The sequence below is a fragment of the Rhodobacter capsulatus SB 1003 genome (assembly GCF_000021865.1).
Classification (GTDB): Bacteria; Pseudomonadota; Alphaproteobacteria; order Rhodobacterales; family Rhodobacteraceae; genus Rhodobacter; species Rhodobacter capsulatus_B.
Map to the genome: position 1 here is coordinate 2,618,718 of NC_014034.1, position 15,947 is coordinate 2,634,664.

Sequence of the window (15,947 nt, forward strand, 5' to 3'; positions counted from 1 at the left end):
CTTCAGCGCGCCGACAGCACCGACACCAGATCGCCCCCGGCAGGTGCCCTGCCCGACAGGTCCAGCGTCGCGGCGATGTCTTGCAGATGCGCCGCCATCAGCCGTTCCGCCGCCGCCCCGTCGCGCGCGCGCAGCGCCTGCAGCAGCGTGGCATGGTCATGGTCGCGGCAGGTCTCCAGCCCCGGCGCCCCGTAAATCGCCACGATCAGCGAGCTGCGCGCCACCAATTCGCGCAGCATCCGTTCCAGCGTGGCATTGCCGCTCGCCTCGGCCAGCTGCAGATGGAACTGCCCCGAAAGCCGGATCGCCTCGTGGCGGCTGCCGCGCTCATGGGCGGCGGCCTCTTCGGCGATGAACCGTTCCAGCGCGGCGATTTCCGTGGCGCCCGCGCGCTCGGCCACCAGACGCGCGATCGCCGGTTCCAGCGCCGCGCGCGCCTCGAACACGTCGCGCGCCTGCGCCGGGGTGGGGCTCGCCACATAGGCGCCGCGGTTTTCGCGCAGCTCCACCACCTCGCGGCTGGCCAGAAGCAGCAGACAGCGGCGGATCCGCATCCGCCCGACCCCGAAGGCCTTGCACAATTCCGATTCGGACAGCTTGGTCCCCGCGGCCAGCCGCCGTTCCATCACTGCCTCGAAAATGCGCTCGACGATCTCGGTTTCGGTGATTTCGTCACCAGCACCGGAACCGTCTGTCTCTTGTGCGGGGCTCTCGTTCATCACACATGGTCCGAAACATCCTGTCTTCACAGGCAAATACATCCGCCCCCCGATGCCAGCAAGCGTCGCGGCGGTCACAGTCAGGATAACAGGATGGTTGACAGGATTGTTAACAATCTTTTCCCTGACCTCAGGCAACCGCGTCAGAGCGCCGGATCATGGCTCTGGTGCAAACATAAAGACGGTCCACAGGGAGTTTCCACGATGAACAGACGCACCATGCTCACCACCTCCGCGCTTGCGGTCGTGGCGGCGCTTTCGCTTTCCGCCACGCTGGCCCGGGCCGAGGAGACGCTGAAGATCGGCTTCGTCGGCGTCACCTCGGGTCCGGCGGCGGCCTGGGGCACCTCGAACGTGCGCTCGATGCAGACGCTGGCGGCGATGCTGAACGAAAAGGGCGGCGTCGAGATCGGCGGCACCGCCTACAAGATCGAGATCGTCACCTTTGACGACCAGAAGGACCCCAAACGCGCGATTGCCGGCATGGAGCAGATGGCGCAGCAGGGCATCCATTATGTCGTCGGCCCGAATGTCGATGACGGCGCCGCCGCCGTGCGCCCGGTGGCCGAGACGAATGACATCATCTACATCCCCTATGCCTTCCCGAAGGAACTTTACACCAAGCCCGCCGAAAACGCGATCCTGGGCATGGTGGCCAGCTATCAATCCGGCCCGGCAATCTACAAATACCTGAAAGAAAACAAGGGCGTCACCAAGGTCGCCTTTGTCGCGGCGAATGAATCCGACCCGCTGAGCCAGCGCGACAGCGGCGTTGCGGCCGCCAAGGCGCTGGGCCTTGAGGTGACCTCCGCGGACGTGACCTATCAGGTCGACACCACCGATTTCACCCCGGTCCTGCTGCCGGTGCTGAAATCGCAGCCCGACCTTCTGGTGCTCTCGGGCGTCGCCCCGGCCGCCGCGCCGCAGCTGATCCGTTCGGCCCGCGATCTGGGCTACACCGGGCTCATTTCGACCGAGACCGCGCAGGATGCCAAGGTGATCGAGGAAGGCGCGGGCGAGGCGGCGAATGGCTTCATCTCGGTCGGCGGCGCCTCGACGCCCGAGATCGCCTCGGATTACATGAAGGACTTCGTCGCGAAATACACCGAGATGTTCGGCGAATACAACGACGAGTCGAACACCAAGGTCTATGCGCTGGAATATATCCTGCAGACGCTGAAAGCCGATCCGAAGGGCCTGACCGACATTGCCGCCTTCAAGACCGCGATCGACAGTTTCGCCGCGCCGAACCCTAACATGAAGGGCGATGCGAAGCTGAGCTATGTCGGCACCACCTCGTTCGGGCAGAAGCGGCAGCTGTCGGTGCCGCTCGTGGTGAACGAATACAAGGACGGCGCCTTCCAGACGCTGTTCGTCGCCACCGTCGATTGACAAGCCCGACTGACAGGCCCCGGCCCGGCCGCGACCGGCCGGGCCATCCTTTGATCCGGGGAGAGGACATGGAGCAGATCATCGTCAACGGGCTCTTTCTTGGCGCATCCTATGCGCTGATCGCGCTCGGCCTCACGCTCATCTTTTCGCTGATGAACGTGCTCAATTTCGCCCATGGGCAGATGTATGTGATCGGCGGGTTCATCACCTATACGGTGGTGGCGCAGTTCCATCTGCCCTTCGTCGTCGGGCTGATCTGTTCGGCCGTCGCCTTGGCGGCGCTCGGCGCCTTTGTCGAAAGGTTCCTCTTTGCCCCGGTCATCCGCCGCTCGAAGCGCGAGGAATCGACGATGCTTCTGGCGGCCGGGATCGCGTTTTTCCTTGATGCGGTGACGCTTCTGGTCTTTGGCGAAAAGCAGCGCGGCATTCCGAAGCTTGTTCCGGGCGTCTTCAACTGGGATTTCCGCATCGTCATGCCCTATGACCGGATCCTGATCGGGGTCCTGGCCGTGGCGCTGATCGGGGCCTTCATCCTCTTCATGCGCCAATCCCGCACCGGACGCGCGATGCGGGCCCTGGCGCAAGACCGGATGGCGGCCGAGCTGATGGGGGTCGATGTCGCGCGCTATTCGATGATCGGCTTTGCGCTGGGCGCGATGCTGGCGGGGCTGGTGGGCGGGCTTCTCGTCTCGATCGTCGGCGTGAACCTTGGCATGGGCGGCCCGACCTCGATCAAGGCCTTTCTGATGATCATGATCGGCGGCGCCGGGGTGATTTCGGGCGCCATCGCCGGGGGCTTCATTCTGGGCATGCTGGAATCCGTGGGCCTGTCGCTGCTCGCAGCTTACGGCGACATCACCTATCTTGTCATCTTCGCCTCGCTGATGATTTTCCTCGCCTTCCGCCCGCAGGGGCTGATGGGCAAACCCTGGGGCTGAGCCATGATCCGTGCCGTTTCCCTCGCCGCTTTCCTGCTGGCGCTTTACATCGGCGTGCCGGGGCTGATCGCCCTCACCGGCCGGTGGGATTTCTACTACACGCTGACCTCGGTCGCGCTTTTGTCGATCGGCTCGGCCGGGGTCTGGCTGACCTTCTACATCGGCCGCATCAACATCGGTCAGGGCGCCTATGCGCTGGCGGGCGGCTATGTCGCCGCCATCCTGATCACCAAGCTGGGGGTCAATTTCTGGGCCACGCTGCCGCTTGCGGGGCTGTTTTGCGCCGGGCTGGCGGTGCTGATCGGCCTGCCGATCCTGCGGCTGCGGGGCGTCTATTTCTCGATGGTGACGCTGGTTCTGACCGAGGTCGCCCGGCTTTCGGCCCTGGCCCTGCCGATCACCAATGGCGCGCGCGGCATCACCTCGATCCCGCTGCCGGGCGAGGTCTCGGTCTTCGGTCTGGTGCTCATCCCCGATTTCGCCACGCTCGAAAACCCGAAACTGGCGTTTTACCTGATGGCGGTGACGCTGATGTGCCTCGCCTATCTGGTGCTTTGGCGGCTGACCCGGTCGCGGCTGGGGCATCTCTTCCGGTCCCTGCAGCAAAACGAGGATCTGGCGGCCTCGATCGGGGTCAACATCGCGCTTCTCCGGGTGCTGGCCTATGCGATGTCTTCCTTCATGGGCGGCATCGCCGGGGCGGGCTTCGTGGTGATCTCGCAGTCGATCTATCCCTCCTCCTTTCAGGTCGCCGACAGCGTCAACTTCATGCTGAACTGCTTCCTGGGGGGCCTTGGCTTCGTCTTCGGCCCGATGCTGGGCACGCTGGTCCTCTACTTCGGCTGGTCGCTGCTTTTCGCCGCCGCGAAATACCAGATGCTGATCTATTCGACGCTGCTCATCGCCGCGATGCTGGTCGTGCCGAACGGCCTGCTCAGCCTGCCCGCGATGCTGCGCGGCAAGGGGGGGAAATGAGCCCGATCCTGCAAATCCGCAATGTCACCAAGCGCTTCGACGGGCTGGTTGCGAATAATGACATCAGCTTCGACGTCGCCGAGGGCGAGATCCTGTCGGTCATCGGCCCGAATGGCGCGGGGAAATCGACACTGTTCAAGATGATCTCGTCCTTCCTGCGCACCACATCGGGCGAGGTGCTGTTTCGCGGCGAACGGATCTCGAACCTGTCGCCCCATGCGGTGGCGCGCAAGGGCGTCGTGCGGACCTTTCAGGAAACCACGATCTTCCGCGCCATGACGCTGCGCGAAAACGTCATCGTCGCGCATCACCTGCGCGCCCGGGCGACGCTGGCCGGGTTCTTTTTCGGATCGAGCGCGGCGCGGGCCGACGAGACCGCCTTTGCCGCCTCGGCCGACGAGATCATCGGCTTTCTGGGGCTGGGGGCGATTGCAAACGAACTTGCCTCGAACCTGCCGCAGGGGCATCTGCGGGCGCTGGGCATGGCGATTGGCCTCGCCACCAACCCGGCCGTGCTGCTTCTGGACGAGCCCTTCGCCGGGATGAACCATGACGAGACGATGCGGATGGTGGCGCTGGTGCGGCGGCTGCGCGATGAACGCGGCATCACCGTGCTTCTGGTCGAACATGACATGCCGGCGGTGATGAAGATCTCGGACCGGATCGTGGTCTTGAACTTCGGCGAAAAGATCGCCGAGGGCACGCCCGCGGAAATTCAGGAAAATCCGCGCGTGATCGAGGCCTATCTGGGCTCGGAAGATGCTGCGATCGGGATGTGAGACATGCTTCTGAGCCTTGAAAACATCGAGCTTTATTACGATCACGTCTATGCGCTCAAGGGCGTGTCGCTCAATCTGGCCGAGGGCGAGACGGTGGCCCTGATCGGCGCGAACGGGGCGGGGAAATCCTCGATCCTGCGCGCGATCACCGGCCTGCGCAAACCGCGCGCGGGCACGATCACCTATCGCGGCGACCGGATCGACGGCAAATCCCCGGCCGAGATCGTGAAAATGGGCATCGCCATGGTGCCCGAGGGGCGGCGGGTGTTTCCGCTGATGTCGGTCAGGGACAATCTGCTGATGGGCGCTTTCACCCGCTCCGACACGGCCGGGATCGCGCGTTCGCTTGAGGCCGTGCTGACCCGGTTTCCGCGGCTGAAGGAACGCTATGGCCAGCAGGCGGGGACGCTTTCGGGCGGCGAGCAGCAGATGATGGTGATCGGCCGGGCGCTGATGGCGGCGCCGAAGCTTTTGTTGCTTGACGAGCCCTCGCTTGGGATCGCGCCGAAGCTGGTGCAGGACATCGCCCGCGCCATCGTGGCGATCAGCCGCGACGAGGGCGTGTCGGTGCTGCTGGTGGAGCAGAACAGCCGCATGGCGCTGTCGATTTCGGCGCGTGCCTATGCGCTCTCGACCGGCACTGTCGCGCTTTCGGGCGCCTCGGCCGACCTCATGCACGACCCGCGGATCAAGGCGGCTTATCTGGGCGGAGACATCTGATGCGTCTGCTGGTGATCAATCCCAACACCACCGCCACGATGACGGAAAAGATCGGCGCCGCCGCGCGTCGGGTGGCCGCGCCGGGGACCGAGATCCTTGCGGTCAATCCGGGCCGCGGCCCCGCCTCGATCGAGGGCTATTACGACGAGGCGATCAGCCTCGCCGGTCTTCTGGAGGTGATCGGCAGCCGGTCGGATTATGACGCGGTGATCATCGCCTGTTTCGACGATACCGGGCTTGATGCCGCGCGCTGTCTGACCGACAAGCCGGTGATCGGCATCGGCGAGGCGGCCTTTCACATGGCGGCGATGCTGTCGAATTCGTTCTCGGTCGTCACCACTTTGGGCCGGTCGGTTCCGGCGATTTCGCACAATCTGGCCCGTTACGGTCTGGCCGCGCGCTGCGCCCGGGTGCGGGCTTCGGAAATTCCGGTGCTGGATCTGGAAGACCCGCTCAGCGACGCCTCTGCGCGCATCGGCCATGAAGTCGCGCGGGCGATCCTTGAGGACCGGGCCGAGGCGATCGTGCTGGGCTGCGCGGGCATGACCGATCTGGCCCGGGCGCTGTCGCAGGCGCATGGGCTGCCGGTGCTCGATGGCGTCGTCTGCGCCGTGGCCCTGGCCGAGGGGATGGTGCGGCTTGGCCTGGCCACCTCGCGGCTGGGGGGCTATGCGCCGCCGCGGTTCGACAAATCGGCGCCGGTCCCGCCCGGGCGTGGGCCCGCCCCGTAACCGGGACGGGCCGGGCCGGATCTGTCAGCCCAGATTGATCCAGACCGATTTCGTCTGGGTATATTGCGACAGCGCCTCGAAACACTTGTCGCGACCGTTGCCGGTCTGCTTGAACCCGCCCCAAAGCGAGGTCATGTCGCCGTGATCGAAGCAGTTCACCCAGCACACGCCCGCCTCCATCTCGCGCCCGAAGGTATGCGCCTTGGCCAGATCGCGGGTCCAGACCGAAGCGGCCAGCCCATAGGGCGAGTCATTGGCGATTTCGAGCCCGTCTTCGAGCCCGTCGATCGGAATGATCGTGCCGACCGGGCCAAAGATTTCCTCGCGCGCGATGGTCATGGCATTGTTGACCCCGGTGAACAGCGTCGGCTCCACATAGGCACCGTGCGACAGGCCCGCAGGCGTGCCGCCGCCCAGCGCCAGCACCGCCCCCTCGGCGCGGCCCTTCGCGATATAGCCCAGAACGCGCGCCTGCTGGTCGGTGGTGACCAAGGGCCCCATCGTCGTCGCGGGATCGAGCGGGTCGCCGAGGATGAAATTCTGCTTTGCCGTGGCGATGAATTTCTCGACAAAGGCGTCGTGCAATTCCCGCGCCACAAGGATGCGCGAGCCCGCGTTGCAGACCTCGCCCTGATTGCCGAAGATGCCGTTCACCGCATAGGTCGCGGCGGTGTCCAGATCGTCCCAGTCGCCCAGAATGATCTGCGGGGTCTTGCCGCCGCATTCGGTCGTCACGCGCTTCATGTTCGACTGACCGGCATAGATCATCAGAAGCTTGCCGACCTCGGTCGAGCCGGTGAAGGCGATCTTGTCGACATCCATGTGCAGCGCCAGCGCCTTGCCCGCCTCCTCGCCCAGACCCTGGACAACGTTCAAGACGCCGGGCGGACCGCCCGCCTCGATGAACAACTCGGCCAGCAGACAGGCCGAAAGCGGCGATTGCTCGGCCGGTTTCAGCACCACCGAATTGCCGGTGGCGAGCGCCGGGCCCAGCTTCCACGCCGCCATCATCAGCGGATAGTTCCAGGGCGTGATGATGCCGACGACGCCGAGCGGCTGATTGAGGATGTAATGCAGCGCGGTCGTCGCCGTCGCCGTCACCTGACCGTGGAACTTGTCGATCGATTCCCCGAAGAACTTGATCGTCGTGGCCGAAAAGGGCACGTCGATGTTCATCATGTCCATCACCGGCTTGCCCATGTCGAGGCTGTCAAGGACGGCGAATTCCTCGCCATGCGCCTCGATCAGCGCGGCGAATTTCTCCAGCACCGCCATGCGGGCGCGCGGCTCCATCTTTGACCAGACGCCGGAGCGAAAGACCTTGCGGGCGACCGACACGGCGCGGTCGATCTCGGCCTGACCGCCGCGGGCGACCTCGGCCAGAACGGCGCCATTGGCCGGGTTGATCGTCTGGAAGGTGCGGCCATCGGCCGAGGGCAGATAGTCGCCGCCGATGAAGTGGCGGGTGCGCAGCGTCAGCTTTTCGGCAAGCCCCTGCCAATAGGCCAAGGTGGTATCGGTCATGGTGTTCTCCCTGTGGTTATTTGCGGTCGCGCAGCAGCCCGACCGAGAGGATGATGAGCAGAAGCGAGACCAGAACGATCAGCGAGCCGATGGCGTTGATCTCGGGGGTGATGCCACGGCGCAGCGTGGAATAGATGTAGATGGGCAGGGTGATGTCGCGCCCGGTCAGGAAATAGGTCACCGGGATCTCGTCAAAGCTGAGGGTGAAGCTGAGAAGCCCCGCGCCAAGGATCGCCGGCCGGATCGCGGGCAGGGTGACGCGAAAGAAGGTCTCGACCGGCCCGGCGCCCAGATCGGCCGAGGCCTCCAGCAGCCGGTGATCGGTCTTGGCGAGCCGCGCCATCACCTGGCTGACGACCACCCCCAGCAGCGCCGTCGCATGGCCGATCACCACCGCGGTCAGGCTTTGGGGAATGCCGATCTGCTTGTAGAAATTCAGCATCGCGATGCCGGTCACCAGCCCCGGCAGGCTGAGCGGCAAGAGGATCGCATTGCGGAACAGCCCCTTGCCCGGGAAGTCGTGACGATCCAGCACAAGGGCCGCCAGCGTGCCGATGGTCAGCGTCAGGCCGGTGGCGCAGGTGGCGACGATCAGGCTGTTTTTCAGCGCCGTCAGCATCTGCGCATTGGCGAAGACCGCCTGATACCAATGCCAGGTGAAGCCCGACAGCGGGAAGGAGGTCACCTTGCTGTCGTTGAAGGAAAAGACGACGAGCACGACGATCGGCAGGTAAAGGAAAGCGAGCACGCCAAAGACGAAGCCGACCATCCCCTTTTGCCACCACAAAAGCTGTTTCATCGCCGCCCCCTATCGCAGATTGCGCGCCGAGGCGCGTTCGGCCCAGCCGGTGAGGCCCAGGATCGCCAGCACCATGATCAGCACGAGCGTGGCGAGCGCAGACCCAAGCGGCCAGTTCAGCGCCGCGCCGAATTGCGTTTGCAGCAGGTTCGCCACCATCGTCCCATCGGGGCCGCCGACCAGCACAGGGGCGACGAAATCGCCGAAACTCAGGCAAAAGGTCATCATCGCCCCCGCCACCACCCCGCCCAGCGACAGGGGCGCGATCACATGGGCAAAGGTACCCAAAGGCCCGATGCCAAGGTCTTCCGACGCCTCGATCAGCCCCTTGGGGATGTTTTCCAGCACGGCATAGATCGGCATCACCATGAAGGGCACGAAGATATAGGTGAGCGTGATCACCATCGCCGTCTGGTTATAAAGGAAGGCATCGAGCGGCGTGTCGATCAGCCCAAGCCAGATCAGCGCGGAATTGAGCGCGCCATCGGTGCCCAGAATGATCTTCCAAGTATAGGCGCGCAGCAGGTAGCTGACCCAGAGCGGCACGATCACCGCCATGTAGATCAGGTTGCGCAGCCGGTCGGAGCGGATGGTGAAGACCAGAAAATAGGCCAGCGGATAGCCCAGGATCAGCGCGCAGGCGGTGACCATCGCTGCGATCTTCAGCGTGCGCAGGATCACCGTGGTATATTGCGGGTCCGAGAACAGCTGGACGTAGTTGCCGAACTGGAAATCGGGGACGAAAAGCGGGAATTGCCGGGTCCAGAAACCGACCGCGATCATCAGCAGATAGGGCACGATCAGAAGCAGCAGCGCCCAGCCCAGCGGCAGCGAGAAAAGCCCCGCCGTCAGCAGCATCGAAGCGGAGGGGCGTTTCATGCCGCCACCTTGGCAAACAGCATGACGTCCTCGGGGGCAACGGCAAAGCGGATCGGCTGCCCCGGCATCAGCGCATCGGCGGAAAGCGCCGCGCCGCGCGGCAGCTGCGCAAAGGCCGGTTGCGTCGCGCCATCGGGCAGGAATTCCAGCCTTATGCTGTCACCGTGGAAAAGCGTGTCGACCACCCTGCCCTGCAGCAGATTGTCGCCCGCGGCGGGGCGCAGATGTTCGGGGCGAATGCCGATCAGAACATCCGTGCCCGGATGGAAGCCGCCATTGCCCGCGGTCTTGCGGCGCAGCTTCGCGCCGCCCGGCAGGGACATCACGTCAAACCCGGCCTCGCGCCCCTCGTAGCGCGCCTCGATCAGGTTCGTCGCGCCGATGAAATCGGCGACATAGGGCGTCGCCGGGCGGTCATACAAATCGTTCGGCGTGCCGATCTGGCGGATCCGCCCGGCCTCCATCACCACGATCCGGTTCGAGAGCGCCAAAGCCTCGGTCTGATCATGCGTGACCATGAGGAAGGTGATGCCCAATTCCCGGTGCAGCCGCTTCAGTTCGACCTGCATCACCTCGCGCAGTTTCACATCGAGCGCCGAGAGCGGCTCATCCAGAAGCAGCACCCGCGGCTTGCGGATCAGCGCCCGCGCCATCGCCACGCGCTGCTTTTGCCCGCCCGACAGCGCGCCGGGGCGCTTGCCGCCCATCTGGCTCAGCCCGACCATTTCAAGCACTTCGGCCACCTGGCGGGGAATGTCGGAGCGCGCGACGGTCGAGCCGCGCACGGTCAGCCCGTAGGCGACATTTTCCGCCACCGTCATATGCGGAAAGAGCGCGTAATCCTGAAACACCGTGTTCACCGGGCGGCGATAGGGCGGATTGCTGGTCACATCCTGCCCGGCAATGCCGATCTTGCCGGTGGTGGGCAGCTCAAACCCGCCAATGAGGCGCAGCGTCGTCGTCTTGCCGCAGCCCGAGGGGCCAAGCAGGGTGACGAATTCGCCCTCGCCGATGGAGAAGCTGGTTTCGTGCAGCGCCTTGAAACTGCCGAAGGATTTGGTGACGCCGTCGAGCGTCACGATAGGGCGTGCGGACATGGGCCAATCCTGTGCGATGCGGAAGGGGGCGACCCCGGGCGTTCCGGGGCCGCTGATCTGGGTCGAAAGGGGGAAGCGGCCTCAGGGCGCCGCTTTCACCGCGTTCCAGACCTCGAGATATTTGTCGAGCCGCACCGGCTGTTGCCACATCACCAGGCTTTTGACGAAGTCGATGTTGTCGACCTTGCGCTCTGCCTTCATCGCCGCATCCATGCAGGCGGACACCGCACCCGGGTTCACCGGGAAATAGCCGGTCGATTTGGCGATGCCGCACTGACCCTCGGGCGATTGCATGTAGGACATGAACTTGACCGCACATTCCTGGTTCGGCGTGCCCTTGACCAGCATCATCGAATCCATCCAGCCCTCGGCCTTTTCCTTCGGCGAGAATTCGGCCACGGTGAAGCCCTTGCCCAGCGCGTTCACGTCCTTGGAGGTCAGCCCCGTCCAGGCGTTCGAAACCCAGACCTCGTTATTGGCCATCAGATCGGTCAGCTCGCCCGCGCTTGACCAGTATTTGCGGATCAACGGCTTTTGCGCGATCAGCTTGGCCTTGACCGCCTCCAGTTCCGCGTCGCTCAGATCGAAGATGTTCTCAAAGCCCAGATAGCGCGCCGTCCAGTAGATCGCCGATTTGTCGTCCCAAAGCGAGATCTTGCCCTTGTAGGCCGGGTCGAACAGCAGGCCGATGGAATCGGGCGTGCCGGTGACCTTGTCGGGGCGGTAGATCACCGAGACCGAGCCCCAGATCAGCGGCACCGCCCAGGTTTCGCCTTCGACCACGATCTCGGGATGTTTGGCGAACTCGGGATAGATGCCCTCGGCTCCGGTCACCGTGGCGGGGTCGACCGGATCGACGAAGCCCGCCAGCCGCATCATCGACACCGTGTCGAGCGAGGGGGTGATGACGTCATAGACGCCGCCGCCCGCCGCAAGCTTGGCCGCGAAATCGTCGTTCGAGCCGACATAGGTGGCGCTGACGGCGCAGCCCGAGGCCTCTTCGAAGGGTTTGAGGAAGGACGGGTCGGCATAGCCTTCCCAGGTGAGGATGTTCAGCTCGCCCGCCGCCGCGCCAAGCGGCAGGGTGGCAAGCGCGAACGCGGTCAGCGCCCGCGCGGTCCGTCTCCGAGTCATGGGGTTTCACTCCTTGTTGGTTGCGTGTCGCGTGACCTGTTCATCTTGCGGATCAGGGTCGCGACATCGATGCCGAGCGCCTTTGCGGCGCTTCGCTTGCTTCCGTGGTCGGCCACGGAATTCTCGATGGTCCGGATTTCGAATTCCCGGACCAGATCCTTGAGCGGCAGCCCGGTCCGGTCGGGGACCGGCGCGGCGGCCATGTCCCGGGCGGGCGGCAGATGCGCGGGCTCGGCCGTGGTCCCGGCGCAAAGCGCGGCGCAGCGCAGGGCCGCGATCGCCTCGCGCAGGTTGCCGGGCAGCGGCCGGGCGGCGAGCGCCTTGACGAACCGCGCCGAAAGCGCCAGCGGACGCGGCCGGGCCCGGTTGATCTCGGCCAGCCAGGCGTCGAGGAAAGGCGCCAGAAAGGCGGGCTCGGCGCGCAGCGGCGGCAGGGTCAGGGTCAGGTCGCAAAGCCGGAAATAAAGCGCCTCGGGCAGCGTGCCATTGGCGCAAAGCGGCCAGAGCGGCTGCGTGGCGGTGGACACGATCCGGGTGCCGCCGCTGTCCAGAACCGCATCGAGCGTCGCCAGAAGCCGCCCGGCCAGCGCCGGGGGCAGCAGATCGACTGCTTCCAGAACCAGCGTGCCGCCCGCCGCCGCCTCGATCCGGCCGATGCGGCCGGGATCGGTGGCGCCGGTGCCGAAAAGCTCTGCCTCGAAGCTGGCGGGATCGAGCGCGGCACAGAAGATCGTCGCCACCGGCGCCCCCTGCCCGGCCAGAGCACGGGTCAGAAGTGTCGTCTTGCCGGTGCCGGTCTCGCCCGAAAGATGCACCGTCAGCCCCTGCGCCAGGGCGCCCTCGAGCCGCTCGGCCAGCGCCTGCCGCGCCGGGCTGGTGACAAAGGGCGCCTGCGGCGCCAGATCGCGCGCCAGCCGGAACTGGCCCCGCGCCGGGCTGGCCACCGGATGCGCCCCCAACTCGCGCAGCGTCAGCAGCGCCGCATAGGGATCGTCGTCCTGCCGCAGGATCGAGAGCTGCGCGCTGACCGCCCGCCCCGAGGGCAGCGTGCCCGTGGTCTCGGTCCGCCGCAGCCGGATCAGCCCCTCGGACAGATCCGCCGCCAGCCGCCCGGTGCCGCGCAGATGCCGCGCGAGATCCGCGCCCAGAAGATCGGCCCGGGTCGCGCGCAAGAGCCGCTCCATCGGCGCATTGACCAGACGGATCCGCCCGTCCAGCTCGACCAGCGCCGCGCCATCGGTCAAGCCGTTGAGAAAACTGGGAAACCCCGGATCGTCGATGAAGCCCGGACGACGACGACCCAGCCCGGCCTGGGGTTCGCTGCGATAAAACCTCATGCCGGTTCCCCCGCCGATGCGCGTCGCCGCGCGGTCTTGCGGCGGCCGCGCAGAACGTAACGGCGCGGCCCCTCGGGCATCAGCGTGACCCGGAAAAGCCAGGCCGCGCGGGGGTGATCGGGCTCGCGCAGCGCCAGTTCGGTCTCCGCCTCGCTGTCCTCCAGCGCCGCGCTGCACAGCCGCGCAAAGGCTTGCCGCGTCGCGGCCAGACTGTCGAAGGGCGCCCCCAGCAGCCCGCTGCCGCCCAGCGCGCGCTCGGCCGCGGCGTTGGTCGCCAGCACAAGCCCGGCCTCGGAAAGGACAAAGATCGGATCGGGCACGGCGCCCAGGATGTCGCGCATCACCTCGGCCTCGGCGCTGATCGCGCGTTCGCGGGCGCGGCTTGGCCCGATGTCGCGGGTGGTGCCCCAAAGCCGGATCAGCTGATCGTCGCGGATCAGGGCGCGGAAATCGTTTTCCACCAGCATCGGCGTGCCGTCATGGCGCTGGTCGATCGCCTGCGCACCATCCAGCCGGTAGCCCATCCGCACCAGATCGCGGATCATCGCCCGGTTGACCGGCGTTTCGGGAAAGTAGCGGCTGACCGGCTGGGTGTTGAAATCCTGATCGGCGGGCACGGCGTAAAGCGCCGCCATCGCATCGTTGCAGGCCCGCCAGCGCGCGCGGTTGCGAAACACCTGATCGACGATCTCGTCTTCGGGGCGGCGCAGATCGACCGGGTCCAGAAAATCGATGCACCAGCAGGCGTCGCGGGCGGCATCGATCATCTGCGACAGGATCTCGAGCCGGTCGAGCGGTTCGGCAAAGGCCGCAGGCAGCGGCTCGGTCAGGCGCAGCACGAACAGCCAAAGCCCGCCGCCGTCCCGGGGGGCGCAGTGCAGGGCGGCCGGAAGCTCCTCTGCCTGCAGCCGGGCGACAAAGCCCTGCGGCGCCGGTTCCCTGCCCGCGCAGATCGCCGCCAGCCGGTCGGCCGCCTCGGCGGCGAACAGATCCGAAAGCGCCCCCCCGGCCGCCAGACCCCGTGCCGCCAGCCAAAGCGCGGCCGCAGGATTGGCCGCGCGGGCGGTGCCGGGGGCGGCAAGCGCCAGCACCGGCAGCGGCAGATCGGCAAAGGCGGGGGGGCTGTGTGTCATGGCGCCGTCGGTCAGGGTTCATTTCCCCCGAGGATGCGACCTCCCGTCGCAGCGGCAATCGAAATTGCGCGATCCCGGCACGCTTTCGGATTTTCGCTGCGATATTGCGCATCTTTCGCAGCGATATTGCATTTTCCCGCGGGGAAACCGCCGCAACGGGTCGAAAAATCCGGCACAGGCGGCGATGATGCCCGCGCGGCAGCGCAGAAGCGGCACCGCCTGTGCGGGCCGCAGCGCAGCGCCCGACGGGATCACGGACAGGGGATTCGGCGCAGGCGTCCGTCGGCGCCGGCTCAGCGGCCGGTCAGCCGGTTCGCCAGCCGCGCAAGGGGAGAGGTCCGCGGATCGCCGCCCGCCGCCTCTTGCCGGTCGGCCAGAGCGTAAAGCTGATACATCCCGTGCACGCCCAGCCAGCGCAGCGGCTCGGGCTCCCATTTGCGCGGATGCCGGTTGACCCAGGGCAGCCCGGTCCGGTCCGTGTCGCGCCCAAGCACCAGATCGGCCAGCGTCCGCCCGGCCAGATTGGCGGTGGAAACCCCCAGCCCGACATAGCCCCCCGCCCAGCCGATCCCGGTCGCCGGGTCCAGCCCGACCGTCGCGCACCAGTCCCGCGGCACGCCCAGCACGCCGCACCAGGCATGATCCAGCCGCAGCCCCCGCACCTGCGGCAGCATGCGATAGAGGATCTCGGTCAGCTTCGCGATCGTCGCGGCCTGGGTCTGCCCGTTCCGGTCGGTGCGCGAAGCGAAGCGATAGGGCACGCCGCGCCCGCCCATCGCGATGCGGCCCTCGCGGGTGCGCTGCGCATAGCAATAGGCATGCGCGGCATCGCCGAAAAGCTCGGCCCCCGTCCAGCCGATCTCCTCCCAAAGCGCGGCGGGAAGCGGTTCGGTCACCACCATCGCGCTGTTGAGCGGCAGCCATTCGCGTTCCTGCCCGGGGATGCCATGGGTGAACCCCTCGGTCGCGCGCAGGATCCGCGGCGCCCGCACCGTGCCGCGCGCGGTCGTCACCCGCCCCGGGGCAAGGCCGGTCACGCAGGTGTCCTCGTAGATCGTCACCCCCAGACGCTCGACCGCCGCGGCCAGACCGCGCACCAGTTTCGCGGGCTGCACCCGGGCCACGCCATGCGTCACCAGCGCGCCAAGCACCCCCGGCACCCGGATCCGCGCGGCGGCGGCAGCAGCGTCGAGCAGCTCCACCCGGTCGGGGCCGATCTCCCAGGCGCGTTCTTCGGCCAGGGTGTCGCGCAGCCGCTGCAGCTGCGCCGGATTGCGCGCAAAGGTCAGGCAATCGGTCTTCACGATATCGGCCGCGATCGCCTCGGCGCTGCAGACGCGCAGGATTTCCGCCACGCTGTCGCGCAGCTGCCGTTCCAGCGCGATCACCCCGGCGCGGCTGCCGCCTTGCAGATATTTCCCGCGGCTCCAGCCGAATTCGCCCGAGCACCAGCCGCCGTTGCGGCCCGAGGCGCCAAAGCCCGCGAAATCCCGCTCGAGCACCGCAATCGAGAGCGACGGCGCAAGCTGCTTCAGATAATAGGCGCTCCACAGCCCGGTGAAGCCCGCGCCGATGATGCAGACATCGACCGCCAGATCCCCCGGCAGGGGCGCGCGCCGGGGCGGCAGCCCGCCGATATCGGCAAACCAGAACGACACCTGCCCATTCGTCGTCACATCCATCGCATCCCCCGACCCGCCCGTCTGCCGCGCCCGGCAAGGGTCGGCCAGCCCCCCGGGGAATGCAAGAAGAACCGCAGGCCGGTCGCGGGCCGCCGCCGCCTCGCGGCA

Annotated in this window: 15 protein-coding genes; 6 read left to right on the forward strand and 9 right to left on the reverse strand. The window is 66.6% G+C overall.

The features are described 5' to 3' along the window. Positions 1 to 2 precede the first annotated feature (2 nt). Positions 3 to 719: a GntR family transcriptional regulator gene (locus RCAP_RS12075; RefSeq protein WP_013068150.1), complete on the reverse strand. Its 717-nt coding sequence runs from the start codon at positions 717 to 719 to the stop codon at positions 3 to 5. A 204-nt stretch (positions 720 to 923) separates the two neighbouring features. Here RCAP_RS12075 and RCAP_RS12080 point away from each other — a divergent pair, with 204 nt between their 5' ends. The 6 genes from RCAP_RS12080 (at position 924) to RCAP_RS12105 (ending at position 6,254) form a co-directional block, all read left to right on the forward strand. Further along, on the forward strand, positions 924 to 2,111 hold the full coding sequence (locus tag RCAP_RS12080) for an ABC transporter substrate-binding protein (RefSeq protein ID WP_013068151.1): 1,188 nt from the start codon (positions 924 to 926) through the stop codon (positions 2,109 to 2,111). A gap of 68 nt (positions 2,112 to 2,179) precedes the next feature. Beyond that, positions 2,180 to 3,049 carry a branched-chain amino acid ABC transporter permease gene (locus RCAP_RS12085; RefSeq protein WP_013068152.1) on the forward strand — a complete coding sequence of 290 codons (870 nt, stop codon included), beginning with the start codon at positions 2,180 to 2,182 and terminating at the stop codon, positions 3,047 to 3,049. Positions 3,050 to 3,052: 3 nt separating this feature from the next. After that, on the forward strand, positions 3,053 to 4,024 hold the full coding sequence (locus tag RCAP_RS12090) for a branched-chain amino acid ABC transporter permease (RefSeq protein WP_013068153.1): 972 nt from the start codon (positions 3,053 to 3,055) through the stop codon (positions 4,022 to 4,024). Further along, positions 4,021 to 4,803 carry an ABC transporter ATP-binding protein gene (locus RCAP_RS12095; RefSeq protein WP_013068154.1) on the forward strand — a complete coding sequence of 261 codons (783 nt, stop codon included), beginning with the start codon at positions 4,021 to 4,023 and terminating at the stop codon, positions 4,801 to 4,803. The genes RCAP_RS12090 and RCAP_RS12095 overlap by 4 nt, the downstream gene beginning before the upstream one ends. A gap of 3 nt (positions 4,804 to 4,806) precedes the next feature. Further along, positions 4,807 to 5,523 (forward strand): ABC transporter ATP-binding protein, encoded by a 717-nt coding sequence (locus RCAP_RS12100; RefSeq protein WP_013068155.1) that lies wholly within the window; start codon positions 4,807 to 4,809, stop codon positions 5,521 to 5,523. Next, complete coding sequence (locus RCAP_RS12105; protein ID WP_013068156.1) at positions 5,523 to 6,254, forward strand: aspartate/glutamate racemase family protein; 732 nt, start codon at positions 5,523 to 5,525, stop codon at positions 6,252 to 6,254. Before RCAP_RS12100 ends, RCAP_RS12105 begins: the two co-directional genes overlap by 1 nt. A gap of 24 nt (positions 6,255 to 6,278) precedes the next feature. On the opposite strand, the gene RCAP_RS12110 is transcribed toward RCAP_RS12105, so the two are convergent. The 8 genes from RCAP_RS12110 to RCAP_RS12145 all read right to left on the reverse strand — a co-directional run bounded on the left by RCAP_RS12110 (position 6,279) and on the right by RCAP_RS12145 (position 15,839). After that, the gene (locus tag RCAP_RS12110; RefSeq protein WP_013068157.1) at positions 6,279 to 7,778 is read right to left on the reverse strand and encodes an aldehyde dehydrogenase; all 1,500 of its coding nucleotides are present in this window, start codon (positions 7,776 to 7,778) and stop codon (positions 6,279 to 6,281) included. 16 nt (positions 7,779 to 7,794) lie between these two features. After that, entirely contained in the window at positions 7,795 to 8,577 is a 783-nt protein-coding gene (locus tag RCAP_RS12115) for an ABC transporter permease (protein ID WP_013068158.1), read from the reverse strand. Between the two features lie 9 nt (positions 8,578 to 8,586). After that, entirely contained in the window at positions 8,587 to 9,456 is an 870-nt protein-coding gene (locus RCAP_RS12120; RefSeq protein WP_013068159.1) for an ABC transporter permease, read from the reverse strand. Next, positions 9,453 to 10,553: an ABC transporter ATP-binding protein gene (locus RCAP_RS12125; RefSeq protein ID WP_013068160.1), complete on the reverse strand. Its 1,101-nt coding sequence runs from the start codon at positions 10,551 to 10,553 to the stop codon at positions 9,453 to 9,455. The genes RCAP_RS12120 and RCAP_RS12125 overlap by 4 nt, the downstream gene beginning before the upstream one ends. An 81-nt stretch (positions 10,554 to 10,634) precedes the next feature. Then, entirely contained in the window at positions 10,635 to 11,687 is a 1,053-nt protein-coding gene (locus tag RCAP_RS12130) for an ABC transporter substrate-binding protein (RefSeq protein ID WP_013068161.1), read from the reverse strand. Next, complete coding sequence (locus RCAP_RS12135; RefSeq protein WP_013068162.1) at positions 11,684 to 13,024, reverse strand: sigma 54-interacting transcriptional regulator; 1,341 nt, start codon at positions 13,022 to 13,024, stop codon at positions 11,684 to 11,686. The genes RCAP_RS12130 and RCAP_RS12135 overlap by 4 nt, the downstream gene beginning before the upstream one ends. After that, positions 13,021 to 14,157, reverse strand: coding sequence for a PAS domain-containing protein (locus RCAP_RS18585; RefSeq protein WP_013068163.1), 1,137 nt, complete (start codon positions 14,155 to 14,157; stop codon positions 13,021 to 13,023). The genes RCAP_RS12135 and RCAP_RS18585 overlap by 4 nt, the downstream gene beginning before the upstream one ends. Before the next feature lie 293 nt (positions 14,158 to 14,450). Further along, the gene (locus tag RCAP_RS12145; protein ID WP_013068164.1) at positions 14,451 to 15,839 is read right to left on the reverse strand and encodes an NAD(P)/FAD-dependent oxidoreductase; all 1,389 of its coding nucleotides are present in this window, start codon (positions 15,837 to 15,839) and stop codon (positions 14,451 to 14,453) included. Positions 15,840 to 15,947 lie beyond the last annotated feature (108 nt).